Raw genomic sequence first — 20,273 nt, forward strand, 5'->3', positions numbered from 1 at the left:
TTTAAACCTACAAATGGTTCAATTTACTGATCGGCCACAGAATGAAATCTGCACGGCCAAGAATCATATCGCGCGGTACAGCCTGAAACGACCGGCTGTCGCGACTCGCCTTATTGTGGCGGTTATCACCCATCACAAAATAATGATCGGCAGTAACCGTTTCCGGTCCATAATCCGAATCTTCAATTTCCGTGTCTGTATAAGACTCAACTACGAGCTTGCCATTGCGATACAGCTGACCCTCGCGTATTTCAATCGAGTCGCCCGGCATCCCAATAATTCGTTTAACCAAGTATTCTTTATGCTCCACACCGTTTGAAGGGTCCTTCAGAATGACCACATCGCCTTGCTTAGGTGCGCCCATTAAGTATGTAGCCTTATTCACAAACAGCCATTCCTTCTCATACAAGGTCGGCTCCATGGACTGCCCTTTGACCGTAGAGAGGTTAAACACGAATACATTCAAGCAAAGCACGATCACAGCGGCAATCGCCAGCGTAATGAACCAGCTGCGCAATTCAGCAACCCAAGGGGACAGCGGCTTCGACTCCTTGCGAGAAGCGGAAGAGGATGAAGCCCTTGCTGCCTTTGCTTTCACCTTGACCTTCGGGGAGCCTGACCGTTTGCGCGGCCCGAACTCCGCCTGCTGCGAAGACTCCGTATCCGAACCGGGATTGACGTTCATAGCTGCTACACCTCGCCCATATGTTTGTTCCACGCCTCAAAATAACCGAGAATAAGGTCATCATTGAAAGGGGCTTGTCCGTTCTCGATCCGCTTCAGCAGCGCACCTAGCCCCTCCATTACTTTTCGGTTAACTTCTTCCGAATAGTGATAGGCAATCTTATGGAGCTCATATTCTTCTTGATCGACGACTTGCGCTTTCCCTCCGCGGGGCACGATAACATCGAGGTCGTAATCGATGTAGGTAAGAACATCATGTTTGAAGAAGAGTGGGGAGGCTACATTGCAATAGTAGCGAACGCCGTGATCCTCGAGCAGGCCAACCACATTGAACCATTCGCCGGGGATAAAGAAGGATACTGCAGGCACTCGGCTGATCCACTGCTTGCCGTCTGCCTCTTGAATCGGTGTCTGTCTGTTGATGAACACATGCATCGATTCCGCCGCATGCTCGCTTGCCAGCAGCTCTGTCGGAACCTGCCAATTCTCCAGCCACATCCGGTGCAAATGGCCGTTGTTCTTGAAACTCTTGATGACACAAGGACGGTACGTAGTCATAAGCGTAATACTCCTAGTGAGGTACTTTCTTACTATAAGAAAAGCATATCTGTACGCCAAAATCAATGACGCACTAGATATGCTTGTCCATAATTGCTTATTTATAAGTGCCTCAAGCCGATTTGTTGCTTAACCGGCAACAATACTTAGTTTCTGAAAGGAACGGAAAAAGTCCGTTGCCGCATAACCCAATGATTCATAAAGCGAAAGAATCGGCTCGTTATGTTCGTCAGCCGTCACCATAATTTTCGTTACATTCCGCTGCTCGAATCGTCCGCGAAGGGAGCGAATCAGCTCTTTACCCAATCCTTGACGTTGGTAATTCGGATGTACGGCAATACGGTAATAATACCCTCTGCCCTTGTCTATCGTCCCGATAATGATACCTGCGATTTCTTCGTCAACTGCAGCGACGAGTACTAGCTCGCTGTCCCATGACAGCTGGCGGCCGAAAGCCTCCATCGTTTGTTCATAGCATTCTTCTGACAGCACAGTCTCCAGCAGTTCCGTAACGGGCCGATAATCAGCTAATTGGAAGGATCGAACGTCCATAACTTTAAGCTCCTCTTCAAACGCAGTATGGAAATAACGGCATTGCTAGGGAAGAAATGAACTTCGTTTCATGCAGACAACGACAGCCCTTCTTCTTTAGGTAAATTTAATAATACGACAAATTCGCTCGAATTCCTTCTAAAATCTTTAAAAAACCTTAAAAAATATAATAAATCTACATTATTCTATTGAAAACGCTTTAAATTAAGCGTTTTCATAACATTAACCCTATCAATCCATTCAAAAAAGTGCCGCATGGGCACTTTTCCTCACGGATGCTTCATATAATGCGCTAATGCTTCCCGCCATGGTCTTAGGTCTTGCAAGCCGGCCCCCCGGATTGCGGAGTGACTCATGACGGAATATGCCGGTCTCGCTGCAGGTCTCGGGAATTCCGCTGTTGTACAAGGTTCAATCGTGAAAGTCGAATCAGCCATGCCCTTGTTCTGTACGATCGCCTGTGCAAATTCAAACCACGAGCAGCTTCCGGTATTGGACGCATGATAGACGCCATAGTTGTCGGTCTGGACAAGCTCGATCAGAAATAACGCCAGATCAAGCGTATACGTAGGCGAGCCGATTTGATCATGGACGACCTTCAATCGATCTCGTTCACTCGCCAGCTTGAGAATGGTCCGGACAAAATTGCTGCCGTATTTCCCATACACCCATGACGTGCGAACGATGTAATAGCGATGAAGCAGCGCTACAACTTCCTGCTCGCCGGCGAGCTTTGATTGCCCATAGACCGTCTGCGGATTAGTCGGCTCCTCAATCTCGTAGGGTACACTCCCACTGCCATCGAACACATAGTCTGTGCTGATATAGCAAAGCTTGGCGCCGCATGCCTTCGCGGCCATTGCAATATTACGCGTGCCCAGGGCATTGATTCGATACGCTTCATCCGCGTCGGATTCCGCCTTGTCCACCGCAGTGTAGGCTGCGCAATGGATAATGACATCCGGGCGATAGGCGTTCACGACATCGGCACACTGCTCGGCGTTTGTAATATCAAGGTTATCTCGTCCGTACCCAAGGATGTGTATTTCCGGCCGGACATTCAGTTGTACGAGCTCTTGTCCCAATTGACCGTTAGCGCCTGTAACGAGAATCTTCAGTTGTTCCTGCTTGGCAGCTGTCATGAGCGACCTCCCAAGTAAGCGCCCGATTGAATGTGTTCGATCCAGGCTTGATTGTCCAGATACCACCGGATCGTGGATTTGATGCCTGATTGATAATCGTATTTGGGGGTCCACCCAAGCTCCTTACGGATCTTGTCCGCATCGATAGCATATCGGCGATCATGCCCTAAACGATCTTGGACGAATGTAAGAAGTGATTCCGGTTTGCCTAGCTCCGATAGGATCGTAGAAACCACTTGAAGATTGCTGCGTTCATTGTTTCCGCCCACGTTGTACACCTCACCGGGACGCCCCGCGTGCAGCACGCGGTCAATGGCACTGCAATGATCCTCGACATACAGCCAATCCCGCACATTGAGGCCATCACCGTAGACAGGCAAAGGCTGGTCGGCGAGCGCTCTTTGAATCATGAGCGGGATAAGCTTTTCCGGAAACTGATAAGGCCCGTAGTTGTTGGAGCACCTCGTAATATTCACGTTCATGCCGTACGTTTCATGATAGGCACGGACAAGCAGGTCACTCCCCGCTTTACTGGCTGAGTATGGACTGTTAGGCGCAAGCGGCGTAGACTCTGTGAATAGACCTGTGTCGCCAAGCGTCCCGTACACCTCGTCGGTGGATACATGCACGAACTTAGCCACATCGTATTGTTTGGCCAGATCCAGCAGCGTCTGTGTGCCGAGCACATTCGTTCTGATGAAAATATCCGGCTGCGCGATGCTGCGGTCCACATGGGATTCAGCGGCAAAATGAATGACGGCGTCAACACCTTCTTGTGCAAAAATGAGTTCCATGGCAGCGCGATCCGCGATGTCGGCTTGCGCAAACCGGTAGTTTGGGTGATTCGCAATCGACGTTAAATTCGCCGGATTGCCTGCGTAGGTCAGAGCATCGACGTTAATGAAGGTGTAGCTGGGATAGTTTGCGATCATGTACTGAAGATAATTGCTGCCGATAAATCCGGACCCGCCGGTTACAATCAGTTTCACAGGCTCACTCACCCTCCATAATAGAAATTTTTCTCCGCAGTGGACAGAGGGGGATGACCCCGATCCTTATCCGACAATATCGGATTCGCCAGCGGCCAATCAATGGCAAGCAGCGGGTCATTCCATGCAATGCCGCGATCATGCTCCGGTGAATACAGCGCATCCACTTTATATTGCACCTCGCAGTTCGGGACAAGCGTACAGAACCCATGGGCGAAGCCCTGTGGAACGAGAAGCTGTCTTTTGTTCGATGCGCTCAGAATGAACCCCTGCCAATGGCCGTATGTCGGCGACCCTGCACGTATATCCAAGACGACATCGTAAATCGCTCCCGCCGTAACGCGGACGAGCTTCGTTTGGGCTTTCGGATTCAATTGATAATGCAGTCCGCGAAGCACACCTGCTTCCGTAGACATGGAATGATTATCTTGCACGAAGATATGGGGAATGCCTTGCTTCACGAATAACTCCTGATTGTAGCTCTCTGTAAAAAAACCACGATGATCGCCATGTACCGCTGCCTCTATCAATTTGACATCTTTCAACCTTGTTTCGAATATTCTCATCGTTACCCCTCGTTTGAACGACATTACCCTCGGACTATATCAAGAAGTTCTACTATCTATAGATATATACAAAATCAGATGGCATTGCCCTTAGGCGTCCGTGGTTTTTCATGAAAATAGACAGCTTTATTTCATTTTCCATGAATTGCAAGGTCTGAATTTGATCATGCTAGAAGGTGTTCCAAGGGAGTTGTCAGCAGGTCGTACTTTACAAACATTTATGTTGATTTATTGCCCGAGAACGAGCATAATGGAAATGAAAAACGATACATATTATAGGAGGTTTTTGATTAATGGCACACCAATTGCCCGCTTTGCCTTATGCAAACAATGCGCTTGAGCCGCATATCGATGAAACAACGATGATGATTCACCACGACCGTCATCATAACGCTTATGTAACTAACCTTAACGCTGCACTGGAGTCCGCTCCTGAGCTTGCAAGCAAATCCATCGAGGATTTGATCGCTGATCTGAACAGCGTACCGGAAGCTATCCGCACTGCTGTTCGCAACAACGGCGGCGGCCACGCTAACCACTCCCTGTTCTGGGAAACAATCGGACCAGACGCCGGCGGCGCACCAACAGGCGCTATCGCTGATGCTATCGCAAGCGAACTGGGCGGCTTCGATCAATTCAAAGCTGACTTCGCGAAAGCGGCAACTACTCGTTTCGGCAGCGGCTGGGCTTGGCTTGCACTTAGCCAAGACGGCAAGCTGAAAGTATACAGCCTTCCGAACCAAGACAGCCCGATCATGGAAGGCGACACGCCTCTTCTTGGTCTGGACGTTTGGGAGCATGCTTACTACCTGAACTACCAAAACAAACGCCCTGACTACATTGCAGCGTTCTGGAACGTTGTAAATTGGTCCGAAGTTGGCAAACGTTACGACGCAGCGAAATAAGTTTTCGCTCGCATTCGAAGACCTTCGTGCTCTATGCACGGAGGTCTTTTTGCTGTTACTTCGTTAAACTGTGTCCAATTACCTAACATTAGTTTGCTTTTTTTAAAGAAAATCTATATTTTTAGACAATTCGAACTAATTACATGTTATAATTCCTCCCATATAGCTCAGTAGAGAGATGGGGATACCTAATGTTTAATTGGCTGGGATTTCGCAAAGGACTGCCTTTATGGTGGTCGTACAAGCTGAATGCGGGGTTGAAAGAAGATGTAGCGGATATTTTCGAAGGCATCGCCGATACGCGTATGGATATCCTCACCGCATGGACGACGGAATATTGGGATCATCTGGACCGATTGCACCACCAGCTGTCCTTCCGTCAGCCCGGAGCGGCAGAAGACGAAGCTTGGGACCCCTCTGCCTTGGAGCGCTTATTCGCAGGAACTCGGGCACGCGCATCGGATTTCTCCGAAATCTTCATGCTGGACGAAGATGGTCGCGTCGCTTTCTCAACAGATGGTCGTCATACCGGCGAGCATTATGGAACGGACAGTCTGCTTGAACCGGGTCTGGCATACTCGAAAGGTGGCGCGCCTGGCGGCCGCAACTGCTTATTCGGTCCCTATGCTGATCCTAGGACGCTGAAGATTGGGCCGAGCTCGTCTTCTTTTCACGATAAGATGACCCTTCTGTTTATTTCTCCAATTATACATGGCGGCAAGTGGAAAGGCGCACTCTGCGGCCGTGTTCCCAATGATGTCATCGGTGACCTCATCCAACGGGAATCCGGGCATGTGTATCCCGACTCCGGGGATAACTATTTGTTCATGGCGCGTCCCGGCTTGAATACTCATATCGCACCGGGAACTGCTTTATCGCGAAGCAGATTCGAAGACCGCACGTTTACGCATGGCGAGAATTTGATGGACGGTGTAACCACGGATTGGGGCATCGTTTCCGTTAAGGAACACACGGAGCTGGAGCTCGTATTCACGGATCCCGCTACAGGACAGCTGCACCCCGGCGTGGCGAACACGATTCGGAACGGCAGCAACTTGTTCGTGGAGTTCCCCGGTTATTCGGATTATCGGCACATCCCCGTTATCGGCAAGGGCGTAACTTTCCAGCTTCCCCATTGTCCGGATGTGTGGGGAATGATGTGCGAAGGTGATTTAGAGGAAGTGTACCGCATTCGGAGCATTCGCTTCACCCAGTTCCGGCATGCCTTGGGCTGGTTGGCTGGTCTGGGCGCGCTTGGAACTATTCTCGCGTACTATTTGTTCACGAATGCCCTGCCAGTTGCCGGTGCCATTCTTGTCGGTCTCTTTAATATAGTATTCGGACTGGCTATGGTGTGGTCCTTGGATCGTAAAGGCAACTTGGTGACTTCCCTCCAGATGCGTAGGCTGAACCAGTTTATCCGCATTAATGCCGAGGGGAAGGGCGACCTTACTCAGCGGCTCGATACGAGCTTGTTTCCGGCTAACGAAACCCGCGAGCTTGCCAAATGGATTAACAACATGATCGACTCTCTTGAAGGCGTCATGCTGCAGGTGAAGCTCGCCTCCGGCGATGTGTTGACCAACCAACGTGCGCTGCTTGAAACGACCGGAGCAACTGCGAGCACAACCGAGCGTGTCAGCGGCCGGATCGGGGATATGATTCTCAGCATTCGGAATCAGCTGAAGGATATCGACATCGCCAAGGATGTGGCCGGCGAGATGCGCGAGACGCTGCGACAGCTTGAAGATAAGGCCTCTGCCAACATCACTGTGGCACAAGGGGAGCTGCTCCGGATTGGCGATAAAATGGAGCAGATAGCCGGCCGCGTAACGGAAACGAACCGGTCGATCGAATCGTTCATGCAAACAACGAATGAAATTCGCAATGTCCTTGGTGTTATTGAGGAAATCTCGGCGCAAACGCATCTGCTTGCGTTGAATGCTTCTATTGAAGCGGCTCGAGTCGGCGAGCAAGGCAGAGGTTTCGCCGTCGTTGCAGGCGAAATCAGGAAGCTGGCCGCCCTCACCAAGAAGTCGACGGAAGAAGTTCACAGCATCGTTCAAGATATCTATCTCCATGCCAAGGACGCTACTACTACGATGGCTCAAGGCACGCAAGTCGTGTCTGAAGGAACGGCACTCGTCGCGGCTGCTTCGGAGCTGCTCAGCAGCACCCAGGAAGATGATTCGCTGAAATCGCAAATTATCGACGAGGTCGTCGTGATTATGGAGAAAATCGCGACGGTCAGCAAGCAGAACCGCCGCATTTCGACGGAGGTTGAGGGTAATGTGCAGGAGCTGCTTGGCGACTTCGTCAACGTCCGCCATACCTCCAATCATGTTGAAGCCATTACCGCGTTCCTGCAGCAGCTGGTTGGACAGTTCCAATTGAGCGAAGCTCGCAAGCGGTAGTGGAAGATGAGTGAAGTTCGCGAGCGGTAGCTGAATCGCGAGCCGCAATTGAAATTGAGCGAAGTTCGCGAACGGCAGCTGAAATTGAGCGAAGTTCGCGAGCGGCAATTGAATACGTTGAGCGGCTGGCTTAGCCCCTCCGATTGCAGGTGTTGCGATTGGCGGGGCTTTCTGGTTGTTTCAGCATCAATCGTAGATCGGGGTGTGGGGGCCGAGTTTACCTGTGAGTACACTCAGCAGTTCTCGGTTAAATTTCTCTCTCTCGTCGTAGAACAGCCCGTGCCCGCTTCCCTCGAAGGGGATGAATCTGGAGTTCCGGATGCCTTTATGCTGCAGTTCGCCGAGTGCGAACGGAACGATGCGGTCTTGCTTGCCGTGCAGGATGGTGGTCGGCACATGGACATGAGCCAAGTCTGCGCGAAGATCCTCGTCTCGCAGCGCCTTCATCCCTCCGATGGCACCATAAGGAGAAGCATCGAATCCAAGGCCGTTGAACCACGTGCGAAAGGGGTCGCTGATAGGTTTATGGAAGAATAGCTGGCCAAAGCCGTCAATCGTCTTTGGCCTGTCGGTCATGAGCCCGACAATCGTGGTGTCGAATTCGGAGGCCGGTTGGCCATAAGGGTAGCCGGGGCGCCGGGTCATCAACGGCGCAGCGGCAGCGGCGAGGACAAGCCCGCACATTCCGCGGGCTGCGTGCCGTGTGATGTAGCGGATGGTGATCGCACCGCCCATGGAGAAGCCGACAAGCGTCGCGTTCTGGATGCCGAGTGATTCCACCACCATGCGAATGTCGTCCGACATTCGGTTGTAATTGTACCCATGCCAAGGGGCATCCGACTTGCCGAAGCCCCGCATATCAATGCTGATGCAGCGAAAACCGTATTTCGGCACTACATTCAGCTGGTACTCCCACATTCGGCGGTCGACCGGCCAGCCGTGCACGAATACGACAGGTCTGCCGTATCCGACATCTTCGACGTACACTTTTACACCGCGCTCTACCTCCACATAGAACCCCATCAATCAGCCACCTTTCTCCCATCTCTATATGTATACCGAGAGGCGGGCGTATAGTATTGAAACCTGCCAAACTCAAACACCAGATAGGCGATAGCCGCATACACTGAACCGAGACAATTACCTATCCACGCTTATGGAAAAGGAGTTTGATTGCTACATGAATACCTACACGTATATTCCTGGTGCGCCTGCAGGCTACTCCAGTAAATATTCGGATTGTGGCTGCGGCGGACCACGCGCGTTTCCCGGCGGCGGGGGCGGCATGCTTCCCGGTGGCGGCATGTTCCCCGGCGGCGGCGGGGGCGGCATGTTCCCTGGCGGCGGCGGAGGCGGCATGTTCCCTGGCGGCGGAGGCGGCGGCTTCCCTGGTGGCGGCGGGGGTGGCGGCTTCCCTGGTGGCGGCGGGGGTGGCGGCTTCCCTGGCGGCGGCGGCTTCCCTGGCGGCGGGGGCGGCTTCCCTGGCGGCGGGGGCGGCGGCTTCCCTGGCGGCGGGGGCGGCGGCGGCTTCCCTGGCGGCGGCGGTGGCGGCGGCTTCCCTGGCGGCGGCGGAGGCGGCGGCTTCCCTGGCGGCGGGGGCGGCGGCTTCCCTGGCGGTGGCGGGGGCGGATTTCCGCCTGGGCCTGGGCCTGGACCAGGGCCTTTCCCACCTCCACCATTCCCTGGACCGGGGCCTTTCCCACCTCCACCGTTCCCTGGACCGGGACCATTCCCGATTCCAATTCCGATCCCTATTCCGATTCCGGGACCGGGGCCTTTCCCAGGACCGGGTCAGCGGTTTGTGCGAGTTGTTATTAACGGCGGAACGTTCTTCCCTTGGGTAACACAGGTGTATAACGTAAGACACTTCCCGGGGATGACCATTGCACAGGCGCTCGCAGGCACAGGTGTTGTTCGTTTTGGCAATAACGGCCGAATCATATCCGTCAATGGCGTTGCTACCGTTGGCAGCGTCGACACCATACTGCGTCTCAACGGTCGCCGTATTCCGGAGTCACTGCTGTACCTGCCGGTTCAATTCAACGACACCGTCGGACTTGAGCTCACCGTATCCCCATTTGGCGGCCCGCGTAGTGATGATGAGCATTTCGGTCTTCACCCCGACCAAATCGAGAATAACTACGAACAACTCCAGCGCTTGGAGGAGAACAACCAAGGCTAAACGACACAAAAAAACCGCCCGCAGTCAGTAACTGCGGGCGGGTTTTTGTAGTCTAGGAGCTGGCCACTTCGCAGCTCTCCTAACGGTTGAACCATTAAGGCCGACTACTACTTTCTCTTACCATTTCCCAACTGATATGCCGCTTTCGTTGTCGCTAACGCTACATATTTGATCCCTTCTCGCACCCCCGCTGTAAGCGGCTATTCCGCTTACAGTTACCGAATCTGGGCTAGTGTCAGCACAGGCGGAGTCAGATAGGTTAGTTTGACTGCTGAGAGTCGCATTTCCCGACTCTCAGCCTCTTTTCGGCGCAGTCTCGGTAGTGAGAGCGGCACATTCCCACCACCTCCTCCTCCTCCAAACACAAAACAAAAAAGCGGATGCGCAGCCTCCCCGGCTGCTCCATCCGCTCTTATAATTTAGTGCGTGCTGCTCGCTTCTTCTTTGATCGCTTTCAGGCGCTTCATGACGTCGTTCGCGCCGCGGCCGTAGTAGTCGTGCAGCAGGTTATACTCGGCGTACAGCTTCTCGTAGACGGCAACGTTCGCCGGGATCGGCTTGAACGTTTCCTCGCGAACGCGGGCCATTGCTGCCGCTGCGTCAACGACGCTGTCGTAGCCGCCTTTGCTCGCTCCGGCCGCGACTGCGCCGAACATCGCCGCGCCGAGCGCTGGCGTTTGCTTCGAAGCCGCGATCTTAATCTCGCGGTTGGTGACGTCTGCGTAGATTTGCATCAGCAGACGGTTCTTCTGCGGCAAGCCGCCGCAGGCGTACAGCTCGTGCACTTCCACGCCGTTGCTGTGGAAAGCGTCGATGATTTTGCGCGTGCCGAATGCGGTTGCTTCCAGCAAAGCACGGTAAATTTCCTGCGGCTTCGTCAGCAGCGTGAGCCCTACCAGCATGCCGGTCAAGTTCGTGTCGACAAGCACGGAGCGGTTGCCGTTCCACCAGTCGAGCGCAAGCACGCCGGATTCGCCGACATTCAGCTCGGCTGCCGCCTTCTCCAGCCATTCGTGGACGCTGATTCCTTCCCCTCGGGCCGCATCAACGACATAGGCCGGAACCGCCTCATCCACATACCAGGCAAAAATATCGCCAACCGCCGATTGCCCCGCCTCATAGCCAAAATAACCCGGAATGATGCCGTCTTCCACTACGCCGCACATGCCTTCCACTTGCTTCTCTTCCGATCCAAGCAGCATGTGGCAAATCGACGTGCCCATCGCCATGACAAGCTTGCCCGGTGTTACCACGCCAACCGCCGGAACGGCCGCATGTGCATCAACGTTTCCGACTGCAATAGCAGTGCCGGCAGCAAGCCCCATACGTGAAGCCATCTCAGCGGTAAGCTCGCCGGCCTTCGTACCGAGCGGAAGAACATCGCCGCGCAGCTTCGTTTCCGCCAAATCCTCGAGCCGCTCGTCAAGCGCTTTCAAGAAGGCGCGATTCGGATAGCCGTCTTGCTTATGCCAAACCGCTTTGTAGCCGGCCGTGCAGCTGTTGCGCACAATGTTGCCCGTCATTTGACCCACGACCCAGTCGGTCGCCTCAACGAATTGATCGGCTGTTTCATAGATATCCGGTGCTTCATTCAAGATTTGCCATACTTTCGCGAGCATCCACTCCGAGGAGATTTTGCCGCCGTAGCGAGGCAGGAACGCTTCTCCGCGTGCCGCTGCAATTTCATTAATGCGGTTCGCCTCATCCTGAGCTGCATGGTGCTTCCACAGCTTCACCCAGCTATGCGGGTTCTCCTTGTAAGCCGGATCGAAGCATAGCGGCTGGCCCGCTTCATTAATCGGCAGCATCGTGCACGCGGTGAAATCAATCCCCAGTCCGATTATATCGGCAGCATCAATACCGGATTCACGCACAACCGCGGGCACGGATTGCTCCAATACCTCAATGTAGTCGGCCGGGTGCTGCAGCGCCCAATCATGCTCCAATTTCAATCCGGTTTCTGGCAAACGCTCATCAATTACGTTGTGACGATAAGGCGTGACATGCTCGGCAATCTCGGCTCCATCGGACAATCGAACAAGCACCGCGCGGCCAGACTCCGTACCATAGTCAACACCAATTGCATATTTAAAATTCATGATTAGGCCTCCTAGAATAGTGTACACTGCGACTTCCGACGATTAAGTTGACGACGACTACCTAAGCCATACTCCCGACTTACTACTTCTGCCCGTAATACGCATTCTTGCCATGCTTCCGCAAGTAATGACGATCGAGCAGATGCTGATCCATCGGCTGGACCTGCGGGTTCAGCTGGAACGTATGCAGCGCCATCTTGGCCGCTTCCTCTACGACAACGGCGTTATGGACCGCATTATGCGCGTCCTTCCCCCAGCAGAAAGGCGCATGGCTGTACACAAGTGCTGCCGGTACCTGAACCGGATCGATGCCACCCTTCACGAAGGTCTCTATGATGACATTGCCCGTTTCAAGCTCGTAAGCCCCATCAATTTCAGCCTCCGTCATCGGACGCGTACAAGGGATTTCTCCGTAGAAATAATCCGCATGCGTCGTGCCCAGTGCCGGAATCGCGCGTCCCGCTTGTGCCCAGCTCGTAGCCCATGGCGAGTGGGTATGCACAATGCCGCCAATGCCTTCGAACGCCTTATATAACGCCACATGCGTCGGCGTATCTGAGGAGGGACGAAGATTGCCCTCCACAACATGGCCTTCCAAATCCACCAGAACAATCTGCTCGGCACGCAGCTCCTCATACGGCACTCCGCTCGGCTTAATGGCAACCAATCCGCTTTCGCGGTCAATGCCGCTCACATTTCCCCAAGTGAACGTCACAAGTCCGTAGCGGGGCAACTCCATGTTCGCTTCCCAAACCGCTTGCTTCAATGCTTCCAACATACGCCTTCAAACTCCCCTCACCAGGTCAATAGTAAGCCCATTATAACTTGTACGTACAAGTGTGTCACGACTTAATTTAGAGCCTGTACCGGAACAGGGCCGGTAGATTCACGAATAATCAGCTTTGGTTCATAGATCACATCGGCGATACGTTCCTGGCCGCCGCGCTGCTCGATCATAGACATCAATAGTGCTACAGCATCCTCACCCATCTTCGTCTTGGGATGCTCGAACGTCGTAAGCTTCACTTCCGTTGCTGTCGCAAGCGTGGCATCATCGAAGCCGATCATGGACAAATCGCTTGGGATACTTAGCCCGCTGCGTCGAATGACATCCAGCAGCCTCACGGCCAGCTCGTCGTTATAGCACACAATAGCCGTGGGACGCTCCGACGGGTCATGCAGCAGCAGCTCGGCCAGCATTGCAGCAGGCTTAACTAACTTCTCCTCAGTCGTATAACGGATGATATACTCAGGCTGAAGGGTAAGCTTCCTCTCCCTGAGCCCGCGCATAAAGCCCCGCATTCGGTGTACACCTTGGAAGTCGTCCGTCTTAAAAAATCCCGCAATGCGCTGATGCCCAAGTTTCACAAGATGCTCCACCGCGCGGAAGCCGCCAAGCTCATCATCCACCTTCAAGCAGACCGCATCCAGATCGCTGTATCGCTCATTCAGCATGACATAAGGGATATTCCGTGCCTCCAGCGCGAGAAAATAATCCAAATTCGGATTGCCCTCCGCACTCTTGGTAGGCTCAATGATCAGACCCCCAAGCTGCTGCTGAAGCAGCATAGACTCCAGATTCTCCCGCTCTCGCGTCTTCTCATTCTCGGTGCTGGAGAGCAGCAATCGGGCTCCCTGCTTCCGCAGCTCGGATTCCACGCCGCGCACGATCGTGGGGAAAATATAATCCGAAATATGCGTCGTCATCATCCCAATCGTCAGCTTCTGCTGAGGCTCGGTACGCGACTGGCCCCTCTCCGCATCCGAAACAAAAGTTCCTTTACCCTGAGCACGGTATAGCCAGCCCTCGGCCTCCAAATCGCCAAGCGCTTGACGAACGGTCTGCCGGCTGAAGCCGAACCGCGATGCGATTTCATTCTCAGATGGAAGCTTATCATGGGGCTTAAACTGAGCCATTGCGATCCATGAGACAATTTCCTCTTTGAGCTGTATGTATTTGGGTGGAAGCTGTTCCTTCATGGCCAAGCACCTCTATTTTCTGTTGTTTCCGCCAACTTGTATGGTTGTAGTATAGCATGCACGCAACTTGTACGTACATACAAGAAGGATGAGGACCATCGCTAGCTCCATGTGTACCAAAAACTAGACTACCGCACAATTTACAAACACGATCAGACAGCAGTAAAATGATAGCAGCACGGCCATTTTGAGAGGAGGGTTTGCATGCCCGAAGGCAATCGTTATTTGCGCTTGACGATCTTTTTGCTTGCGGTATTATTTGCAGCTTGTATTGTCATTCAAGTGTACATAGCCGGAATGGCTACTTTTATCGATGGCACGCATTGGTCCGATCATAAGAATTTCGTCCATATTATTGAACCGGTGCCGCTGGCAATATTCGTCCTGTCCTTCTTCGGCCGCGTGCGCGGAGCCGTTCGCTGGATTGGACTAGCCATGCTCGTTCTCGTTATGGCCCAGTATGCAACCGCTCATTTGAGCGAGAAGCTCCCGTACTTCTCCGCTACTCATCCTGTCATCGCCTTGATTCTGCTTTGGTTGTCCGTTTCCACGGTGAAGCGATCTTATCTGATTTGGCGCCGTACATGATAGCAAACAAAACCCGCATGTTCCGTTTAATGGACATGCGGGTTTATTATTTAAGCATCGCAAATAGCAGGCAAGCTGATCTTGACGACAGTTCCTCGATTCAGCTCACTCGTAATTTCAATCTCACCATGATGTTCATGAATGATTTTGAAGCTGGTCATTAATCCAAGTCCAATACCTTGTTCTTTCGTCCCATAGTAGGGCTGTCCCAAATATTGAATTCGTTCAGGTTCAATGCCGCGTCCCGTATCCGCTACCCGGATGATGACACGATTGCCTGTATCCACACAAGTCACTTTCACCACGCCGCCATCCGGCATGGCATCGATACCATTTTTGACAACATTGATAATGGCTCGTTTGAGCAGCTGCTCGTCGCAATAAAGGTAAGAGTTCCCCGGCCCTTCAACTTCCACCTCGATGGTAACTCCGTTCTGCAACGCTTCGGTCGCTAGCGTGGACTGTACCTGCCTGATAATATTATGCGGCTCGCGTTTCACAAACTGCACAGAAGGATAGGGCCTCGACAGCAAAATAAATTCTTTGGTGAGCGCCTCAATCTGGTTCAGCTCCTCCGTCATAATTTCGATATAGGATTGAAACTCAGAGCGCATGCCCATCAACTGCAGAAACCCTTTCACCGTTGTAAGCGGGTTCCGGATTTCATGCGCTAATCCAGCCGCCAGCTGCTGAGAGACATGCAATTTGCTGAAATGGTGTTTAAGTTCCTCTGTGCGAAGCTCATCCGCAATCCGTTTAAGCTCCAACTCGTCCATAACTACTTGGGCAAGCTTTTCAAGGATACTGACGTCTTCAACTGAAATATGCCGCGGCTTGTAATCCAGTACACAAAGTACGCCTAGATGCTGCCCATCACGACTGGTTAGCGGCACTCCCGCATAGAAGTGAATACCGCTATGTCCGTCGATAAAAGACTCCGTACTTGCACAATTATCAAGACATACATCCACTACAATATAAGGCTGACTACAATAGACAGCTGCACCACATAGACCGGAATCTCTTTCAATCTCCCGAAGATCAGTGCCATAACTCGATTTCACCCAAATTCGGTCTTCATCAATGAACATAATCATGCATATCGGGATGCCCAGCAGTTGTGCTGCCAGACTCGTAATTCTATTAAAAGCATCTACCGGTGTGTTGCCCTGGATCGGATAGGGTCGAAAAGCCTTTAAACGTGCATATTCGTTCTCGGATGAATTGGGCATGGATGCCTGCCTTTCAAGTCGTAGAATGCCGAATTTTTTCCATTAATATACTATTTATCATAATGTTAGTTCCGAATAAGTTCATCACATAATGGTTGCGCGATCACGCAATTAATTTTGCGCACTAATGAAAAAAGAATTGCACGTTCAGCATGACACTGAATATGCAATCCTTAGTTAGTTTGGTAAAATAATGGTTAAGTATAGAATGAGAGACTTATAACCAGTAATCTGCCGGCTTAACAACTTCAGATCTCATCGTACCGCTGAAGGCTCCGTTTACTGCAGCTGTTTCTTGCATCGTAAGTCCCTGCTTGCTAAGAAACGTGCTGACCGTCTCGCGCAAATCAACCTTTTTCATCTTGTAAACCGTGTTGTGAAGCTGGGAGCTTAACTGAATCGCTAGCATGGTGAACAACTCCTTATGTCGAATTTTGTCTTACAAACCTATTATAGCAAACTTTACTATCATATGGGAGAATTTGCGTGCGAAATAACTTCATGATCAAGCTTTGTGTTTTCACATTCGTCTTGCTGCAGTTGTGGTGTTCATTTATTACGTTTACGAACCCTTATACAGGCATTAATCTTGCCTATACACCCGACCAGCAATGGGTAATCTCGAAATTGGATCTTGAAGGGGCAAGCAGTCAGCTGGATGTAAGCGTTGGGGATATTATTATAGAGGTAGATGGGATGAATCCCAATGATTTTCATACCGTCAAGACCTGGCATGTCATCGAACAGGCGCATCAGATCTTACTCTCAAGAGCAGGACATGAGCATATAGTCCAAATAGAGATGACCAGACTCTCCGCTTTCACGATAATTCCATTCCTCGAGGGAATTTTTTGTCAATTTATGGCACTTTTTCTCCTTGTTAGAATGAGACATTCGTTATCGGCAAGACTCCTGCTGTTGTTCTTCTTAACTACAGCGATTATCTATATGAGTTTAGGCGCATCCATTAGAGGCGATGCCGTCGGCAAACTGCTGATAGCCAGTTTTATAGTAATTCTGCCTCTCGTTTTCTATCACTTTTTAGGTGACTTTTTCAGAGAAAAGGGAGAGATCCGATTACGGACAGGGTTCTTAAAGGCACTCTATGCGATAACAGCATTAGCCGCCGTTGTTCGTCTATATGTTTACTTCATTAACACGCGGTTCGCTTACACGTTGATTCACTTTGAGAATCCGGTCACCTTGTTGCTATTTATCGCCGGATTTCTATTCAACATGTACATCTTAACGGCACTTTACTTTAAGTTTCGCAAGCAGCAATCACCTACCTCCACCGTCGTGAAGACCGCATGGTGGTCAATGCTTGTCTCGTTCTCTCCTGTTATTGGTTTAACTTTTCTTCCTCAACTATTGACCGGTTCGCGGTTATTAGATGGTATCTATACCAGCTGGGCTATTTTATTGTTCCCCATTACATTGGCGTACCTCCTCATGTCCGATCAGGTTCATGATATCGCGCTGGTACTGCGCCGATTTCTATTTACCGGGCTCATTGCCGCTCTACCGGTCACCATGTTTACGGGAATCTATATGCTGTTCTTCCACAATTCGGTGGATATGAAGCAACTATTATTCATTCTCTTCGGAACACTTTCACTTGTAGCCGCGATGCTGTATGCTGCAGAATATTTAATGACGCGGTTCGAACCGTTTCTATTTCCTAGGAAATTCATCCTGCAGTCCGCACTTATGAATATCTCACGTCAACTCGGCAGCATCTCCAGCTTCCGCGAATTGAAGGAATTGTTCCTCGTCGATATCGTCAAGACGCTTCAGGTGACGGGAGGGGCGATCGTGTTCCAATATAATGGCGAAACGGAGATTATTCATGAAGGGGATTTGGATGCGGAGGATATCAAACGGCTGCTGGTATCGCAATCCCTTACCGGCAATCCGGACTACACGTGTTTGAAGATGAACAATCACGAGGATTATACCAGCTATTTGATCATGTCTCGGAAGAAAACGAATATGCGCCTTGGCAAAGAAGAGCTGCACTGGCTTGGATTAATTGCGAACTATCTGGAAATCAGCTTGGAGAATCTTCATCTGATCAATAAGCTGAAGGGCAGGCTGCAGGAGCTGGCCGCAAGGCTTCCCGATGAGAGCTCCGCCAAAGACATTCAATGGTTTCGCAAAATCATGTTCGATCTTCAAGAAGAAGAACGCATCCGCATATCCGCTGATCTTCACGATACAACGATGCAGGACCTCTTCTTCCTGAAACGAAGGCTGCTCCAGCTTGGCGAGAAGCTCGAACGAAGCCCAGAGAACCAGGAGCAGTTAAATAATACGGTTAATTTCGTAGACATGATTAATGCCAGCCTGCGTCAAAGCTGCTTTGATTTGAATCCGTATTTGCTGAGCGAAATCGGACTTGTGCAGACGGTAAGAACGTATCTCGATAAGGAAGCGTACACCGTGCCTTTCGCGCTTACCTTCAACGCAGAGCAGGTCCAATTTATTGAAACGAAGGATTTGCAGGTGCAGCGTCATATCTTTCGAATCGTTCAAGAGCTGCTCAACAATGCGAAGAAACATTCTGAAGCTTCTAAAGTCAGGTTCCGTTTCACCGAGTCCGATTCACAGTTTCATTTGAGTTATCAAGATGACGGGGTAGGTTTCCTGCATGAGGAACTTGCTCAAAGGCACATCGGGCAATCATCCGGCATTGGCATGGAACAGATTAGAAGCAGAGTACAGCATCTGGGCGGTAAACTGCAGATTGTTTCGATGAAAGGCAACGGCGTGAACATCAAGATTACCTTACAGAATGAAAAGGAGATTTCGGCATGAACGAAAGGGTCAAAACACTCATAGTAGACGATCACCCACTCTTCGCCAGCGCCACCAAAGCATTGCTCGAGCAAATCGAGGGCATTGAAGTCATCGGTATTGTCAGCAGTGCCGCGCAATGCCTTCAGCAAGTATCCTTGCTGAAGCCCGGACTCGTATTCTTGGATTATCATCTGCCCGATCAGCACGGCACTGAGGTAGCCGCGCAAATTAAAAGCCAGTTTCCGGATACGCATATCGTTATTTTCTCCGGTATTGAGCTTACTGACATCTACAACAAGCTCATCGATATCAAAGTTAGCGGAGTGCTCTCGAAGGAATCCAGCGAACGCACGATTAAGAATATGGTGAATTGCATTTTGGACAACCATACGATGATGCCGCTTGCCCTCTATCAACAATGTCAGCTGAACGGAACGCTTGCAAGCAAAGCAGCACTCTTGGAAGAAGAAGAAATACTCATGATGAATTTGCTTGTCAAAGGCTCCACCTTGGATCAGATCGCAGCCCGCATCCATATGAGCAAACGTACCGTCGATAATTATTTGCGCAAAATCTACGATAAATTAGGCGTGCGGACGAGAACGGAAGCGATTGAGTCTTTTATTAAAAGCAGCTATTATTCCTAAACAACGGAGCGTGCAGCTATGGAGTCGACAATCAAAGAGCATATGTACCGTATCGTGGATGACTATATAGATTCGGAGGATTTGAACGGTCTGCTGAAATCGTTTATTGACGACAAAGCAGAAGAAACGAGTGTTTGGTCGCAGATTACCATTCTGACGCACCGGATGCTAGGCGGCGATGATGCAGGAATAGACCGGCTCGCAGCAGCAGGGGAGCTGATGATTCTCAGTCTGGATATGATGGATGATCTGCAGGATCAAGACCAACCCGGCAAGCCCTGGATGCAATGTCCGCAAGGGTATGTCTTGAATGCCATTCTGGCTATGCAGATGGGATTCATCGGAGAGCTGGGCAAGCAGCAGCTAGCACCGCAAGCCTTCACTGAAGCAAGTCGAACCGTCGCAAGAGCAGTGAACGGACAGCAGAAGGATTTAAACCACTCCGCAGAAAGTGCGGAAGCGTACTTAACGATGGTGCAGGAGAAGTCCGGCTCGATCTTCCGTCTGGCCTGCTGCATCGGCTATGCTCCTCTTGCCGTCGATGAGGAAACAACATCGCAGCTTATGGATCTCGCTGACTGCATCGGCCTCATTCATCAAATTCAGAATGATTGTAGAGATGTGCTGCGCCTCGATGTGAAGAACGATTTGCTCGGCAAGAAACGCACGCTTCCCTTGCTCTATTTGTTGACCATCGAGGATCACGACTTCGCTCCTATCCAGGATTATTACAAGGGCAATGTATCTACCGACTTCATCCTGAGCAATAAGAATGAAATCATGCAGCTCATTCAAGATTCGGGATGCTTGGAATATGCTCGCGTCATTCAGTACATTTGCCTGCAACAAGCAGAGGAGCTGTTCGACCGTCTGCCGCTCAGCTCCCCGTGGAAAGATCAGTTCAAGACCCTTACGTTTGGATCATTCGTCTCGTAA

Annotated in this window: 19 protein-coding genes; 7 read left to right on the top strand and 12 right to left on the bottom strand. The window is 51.3% G+C overall.

Features of this window, described 5'->3' with window-relative positions:
* Positions 1 to 7: 7 nt before the first annotated feature.
* From lepB to rfbC, 6 genes are all read right to left on the bottom strand, one after another.
* Positions 8 to 685 carry a signal peptidase I gene (gene lepB / locus AC0YNS_RS19245; RefSeq protein WP_475782599.1) on the bottom strand — a complete coding sequence of 226 codons (678 nt, stop codon included), beginning with the start codon at positions 683 to 685 and terminating at the stop codon, positions 8 to 10.
* Positions 686 to 690: 5 nt separating this feature from the next.
* Complete coding sequence (locus AC0YNS_RS19250; RefSeq protein WP_475782600.1) at positions 691 to 1,242, bottom strand: DUF402 domain-containing protein; 552 nt, start codon at positions 1,240 to 1,242, stop codon at positions 691 to 693.
* Between the two features lie 129 nt (positions 1,243 to 1,371).
* Positions 1,372 to 1,794 carry a GNAT family N-acetyltransferase gene (locus tag AC0YNS_RS19255; protein WP_090978788.1) on the bottom strand — a complete coding sequence of 141 codons (423 nt, stop codon included), beginning with the start codon at positions 1,792 to 1,794 and terminating at the stop codon, positions 1,372 to 1,374.
* A 269-nt stretch (positions 1,795 to 2,063) separates the two neighbouring features.
* Positions 2,064 to 2,936: a dTDP-4-dehydrorhamnose reductase gene (gene rfbD, locus AC0YNS_RS19260; RefSeq protein WP_475782601.1), complete on the bottom strand. Its 873-nt coding sequence runs from the start codon at positions 2,934 to 2,936 to the stop codon at positions 2,064 to 2,066.
* Entirely contained in the window at positions 2,933 to 3,925 is a 993-nt protein-coding gene (gene rfbB / locus AC0YNS_RS19265) for a dTDP-glucose 4,6-dehydratase (RefSeq protein WP_475782602.1), read from the bottom strand. Before rfbB ends, rfbD begins: the two co-directional genes overlap by 4 nt.
* A gap of 8 nt (positions 3,926 to 3,933) precedes the next feature.
* Positions 3,934 to 4,491, bottom strand: a complete 558-nt coding sequence (rfbC, locus tag AC0YNS_RS19270; RefSeq protein WP_475782603.1) for a dTDP-4-dehydrorhamnose 3,5-epimerase — start codon at positions 4,489 to 4,491, stop codon at positions 3,934 to 3,936.
* A gap of 293 nt (positions 4,492 to 4,784) precedes the next feature.
* Here rfbC and AC0YNS_RS19275 point away from each other — a divergent pair, with 293 nt between their 5' ends.
* Complete coding sequence (locus AC0YNS_RS19275; RefSeq protein WP_475782604.1) at positions 4,785 to 5,396, top strand: superoxide dismutase; 612 nt, start codon at positions 4,785 to 4,787, stop codon at positions 5,394 to 5,396.
* 191 nt (positions 5,397 to 5,587) lie between these two features.
* The gene (locus AC0YNS_RS19280) at positions 5,588 to 7,810 is read left to right on the top strand and encodes a methyl-accepting chemotaxis protein (RefSeq protein WP_475782605.1); all 2,223 of its coding nucleotides are present in this window, start codon (positions 5,588 to 5,590) and stop codon (positions 7,808 to 7,810) included.
* Positions 7,811 to 7,996: 186 nt separating this feature from the next.
* On the opposite strand, the gene AC0YNS_RS19285 is transcribed toward AC0YNS_RS19280, so the two are convergent.
* Positions 7,997 to 8,833, bottom strand: a complete 837-nt coding sequence (locus tag AC0YNS_RS19285) for an alpha/beta fold hydrolase (RefSeq protein ID WP_475782606.1) — start codon at positions 8,831 to 8,833, stop codon at positions 7,997 to 7,999.
* Positions 8,834 to 8,990: 157 nt separating this feature from the next.
* Here AC0YNS_RS19285 and AC0YNS_RS19290 point away from each other — a divergent pair, with 157 nt between their 5' ends.
* On the top strand, positions 8,991 to 9,992 hold the full coding sequence (locus tag AC0YNS_RS19290; protein ID WP_475782607.1) for a hypothetical protein: 1,002 nt from the start codon (positions 8,991 to 8,993) through the stop codon (positions 9,990 to 9,992).
* 419 nt (positions 9,993 to 10,411) lie between these two features.
* On the opposite strand, the gene AC0YNS_RS19295 is transcribed toward AC0YNS_RS19290, so the two are convergent.
* The 3 genes from AC0YNS_RS19295 to AC0YNS_RS19305 all read right to left on the bottom strand — a co-directional run bounded on the left by AC0YNS_RS19295 (position 10,412) and on the right by AC0YNS_RS19305 (position 14,071).
* Positions 10,412 to 12,091: a ribulokinase gene (locus tag AC0YNS_RS19295; protein ID WP_475782608.1), complete on the bottom strand. Its 1,680-nt coding sequence runs from the start codon at positions 12,089 to 12,091 to the stop codon at positions 10,412 to 10,414.
* A gap of 82 nt (positions 12,092 to 12,173) precedes the next feature.
* Entirely contained in the window at positions 12,174 to 12,869 is a 696-nt protein-coding gene (gene araD / locus AC0YNS_RS19300) for an L-ribulose-5-phosphate 4-epimerase (protein ID WP_475782609.1), read from the bottom strand.
* 71 nt (positions 12,870 to 12,940) lie between these two features.
* Positions 12,941 to 14,071, bottom strand: a complete 1,131-nt coding sequence (locus AC0YNS_RS19305; protein ID WP_475782610.1) for a substrate-binding domain-containing protein — start codon at positions 14,069 to 14,071, stop codon at positions 12,941 to 12,943.
* Positions 14,072 to 14,275: 204 nt separating this feature from the next.
* Here AC0YNS_RS19305 and AC0YNS_RS19310 point away from each other — a divergent pair, with 204 nt between their 5' ends.
* On the top strand, positions 14,276 to 14,659 hold the full coding sequence (locus AC0YNS_RS19310; RefSeq protein WP_475782611.1) for a DUF6220 domain-containing protein: 384 nt from the start codon (positions 14,276 to 14,278) through the stop codon (positions 14,657 to 14,659).
* Between the two features lie 50 nt (positions 14,660 to 14,709).
* Here the strand turns inward: AC0YNS_RS19310 and AC0YNS_RS19315 are convergent, their stop codons facing one another.
* Positions 14,710 to 15,891, bottom strand: coding sequence for an ATP-binding protein (locus tag AC0YNS_RS19315; protein WP_475782612.1), 1,182 nt, complete (start codon positions 15,889 to 15,891; stop codon positions 14,710 to 14,712).
* 217 nt (positions 15,892 to 16,108) lie between these two features.
* Positions 16,109 to 16,300, bottom strand: a complete 192-nt coding sequence (locus AC0YNS_RS19320; protein WP_475782613.1) for a hypothetical protein — start codon at positions 16,298 to 16,300, stop codon at positions 16,109 to 16,111.
* A gap of 77 nt (positions 16,301 to 16,377) precedes the next feature.
* On the opposite strand from AC0YNS_RS19320, the gene AC0YNS_RS19325 reads away from it, so the two are divergent.
* Genes AC0YNS_RS19325 through AC0YNS_RS19335 form a run of 3 tightly spaced genes read left to right on the top strand, consistent with a single transcriptional unit; the run spans position 16,378 to position 20,273 of the window.
* Positions 16,378 to 18,708 (top strand): sensor histidine kinase, encoded by a 2,331-nt coding sequence (locus AC0YNS_RS19325; protein WP_475782614.1) that lies wholly within the window; start codon positions 16,378 to 16,380, stop codon positions 18,706 to 18,708.
* Positions 18,705 to 19,337 (top strand): response regulator transcription factor, encoded by a 633-nt coding sequence (locus AC0YNS_RS19330; protein WP_475782615.1) that lies wholly within the window; start codon positions 18,705 to 18,707, stop codon positions 19,335 to 19,337. The genes AC0YNS_RS19325 and AC0YNS_RS19330 overlap by 4 nt, the downstream gene beginning before the upstream one ends.
* An 18-nt stretch (positions 19,338 to 19,355) precedes the next feature.
* Positions 19,356 to 20,273 carry a polyprenyl synthetase family protein gene (locus AC0YNS_RS19335; protein ID WP_475782616.1) on the top strand — a complete coding sequence of 306 codons (918 nt, stop codon included), beginning with the start codon at positions 19,356 to 19,358 and terminating at the stop codon, positions 20,271 to 20,273.

It is taken from the genome of Paenibacillus sp. J22FR21 (genome assembly GCF_056269135.1).

Coding starts and splice junctions, on each gene's coding strand:
- AC0YNS_RS19250 (WP_475782600.1), bottom strand. CDS start 1,242: ATGACTACGTACCGTCCTTGTGTCATCAAGAGTTTCAAGAACAACGGC.
- AC0YNS_RS19275 (WP_475782604.1), top strand. CDS start 4,785: ATGGCACACCAATTGCCCGCTTTGCCTTATGCAAACAATGCGCTTGAG.
- lepB (WP_475782599.1), bottom strand. CDS start 685: ATGAACGTCAATCCCGGTTCGGATACGGAGTCTTCGCAGCAGGCGGAG.
- araD (WP_475782609.1), bottom strand. CDS start 12,869: ATGTTGGAAGCATTGAAGCAAGCGGTTTGGGAAGCGAACATGGAGTTG.
- AC0YNS_RS19290 (WP_475782607.1), top strand. CDS start 8,991: ATGAATACCTACACGTATATTCCTGGTGCGCCTGCAGGCTACTCCAGT.
- AC0YNS_RS19285 (WP_475782606.1), bottom strand. CDS start 8,833: ATGGGGTTCTATGTGGAGGTAGAGCGCGGTGTAAAAGTGTACGTCGAA.
- AC0YNS_RS19305 (WP_475782610.1), bottom strand. CDS start 14,071: ATGAAGGAACAGCTTCCACCCAAATACATACAGCTCAAAGAGGAAATT.
- rfbC (WP_475782603.1), bottom strand. CDS start 4,491: ATGAGAATATTCGAAACAAGGTTGAAAGATGTCAAATTGATAGAGGCA.
- AC0YNS_RS19320 (WP_475782613.1), bottom strand. CDS start 16,300: ATGCTAGCGATTCAGTTAAGCTCCCAGCTTCACAACACGGTTTACAAG.
- AC0YNS_RS19255 (WP_090978788.1), bottom strand. CDS start 1,794: ATGGACGTTCGATCCTTCCAATTAGCTGATTATCGGCCCGTTACGGAA.
- AC0YNS_RS19330 (WP_475782615.1), top strand. CDS start 18,705: ATGAACGAAAGGGTCAAAACACTCATAGTAGACGATCACCCACTCTTC.
- AC0YNS_RS19295 (WP_475782608.1), bottom strand. CDS start 12,091: ATGAATTTTAAATATGCAATTGGTGTTGACTATGGTACGGAGTCTGGC.
- rfbD (WP_475782601.1), bottom strand. CDS start 2,936: ATGACAGCTGCCAAGCAGGAACAACTGAAGATTCTCGTTACAGGCGCT.
- AC0YNS_RS19280 (WP_475782605.1), top strand. CDS start 5,588: ATGTTTAATTGGCTGGGATTTCGCAAAGGACTGCCTTTATGGTGGTCG.
- AC0YNS_RS19315 (WP_475782612.1), bottom strand. CDS start 15,891: ATGCCCAATTCATCCGAGAACGAATATGCACGTTTAAAGGCTTTTCGA.
- AC0YNS_RS19310 (WP_475782611.1), top strand. CDS start 14,276: ATGCCCGAAGGCAATCGTTATTTGCGCTTGACGATCTTTTTGCTTGCG.
- AC0YNS_RS19335 (WP_475782616.1), top strand. CDS start 19,356: ATGGAGTCGACAATCAAAGAGCATATGTACCGTATCGTGGATGACTAT.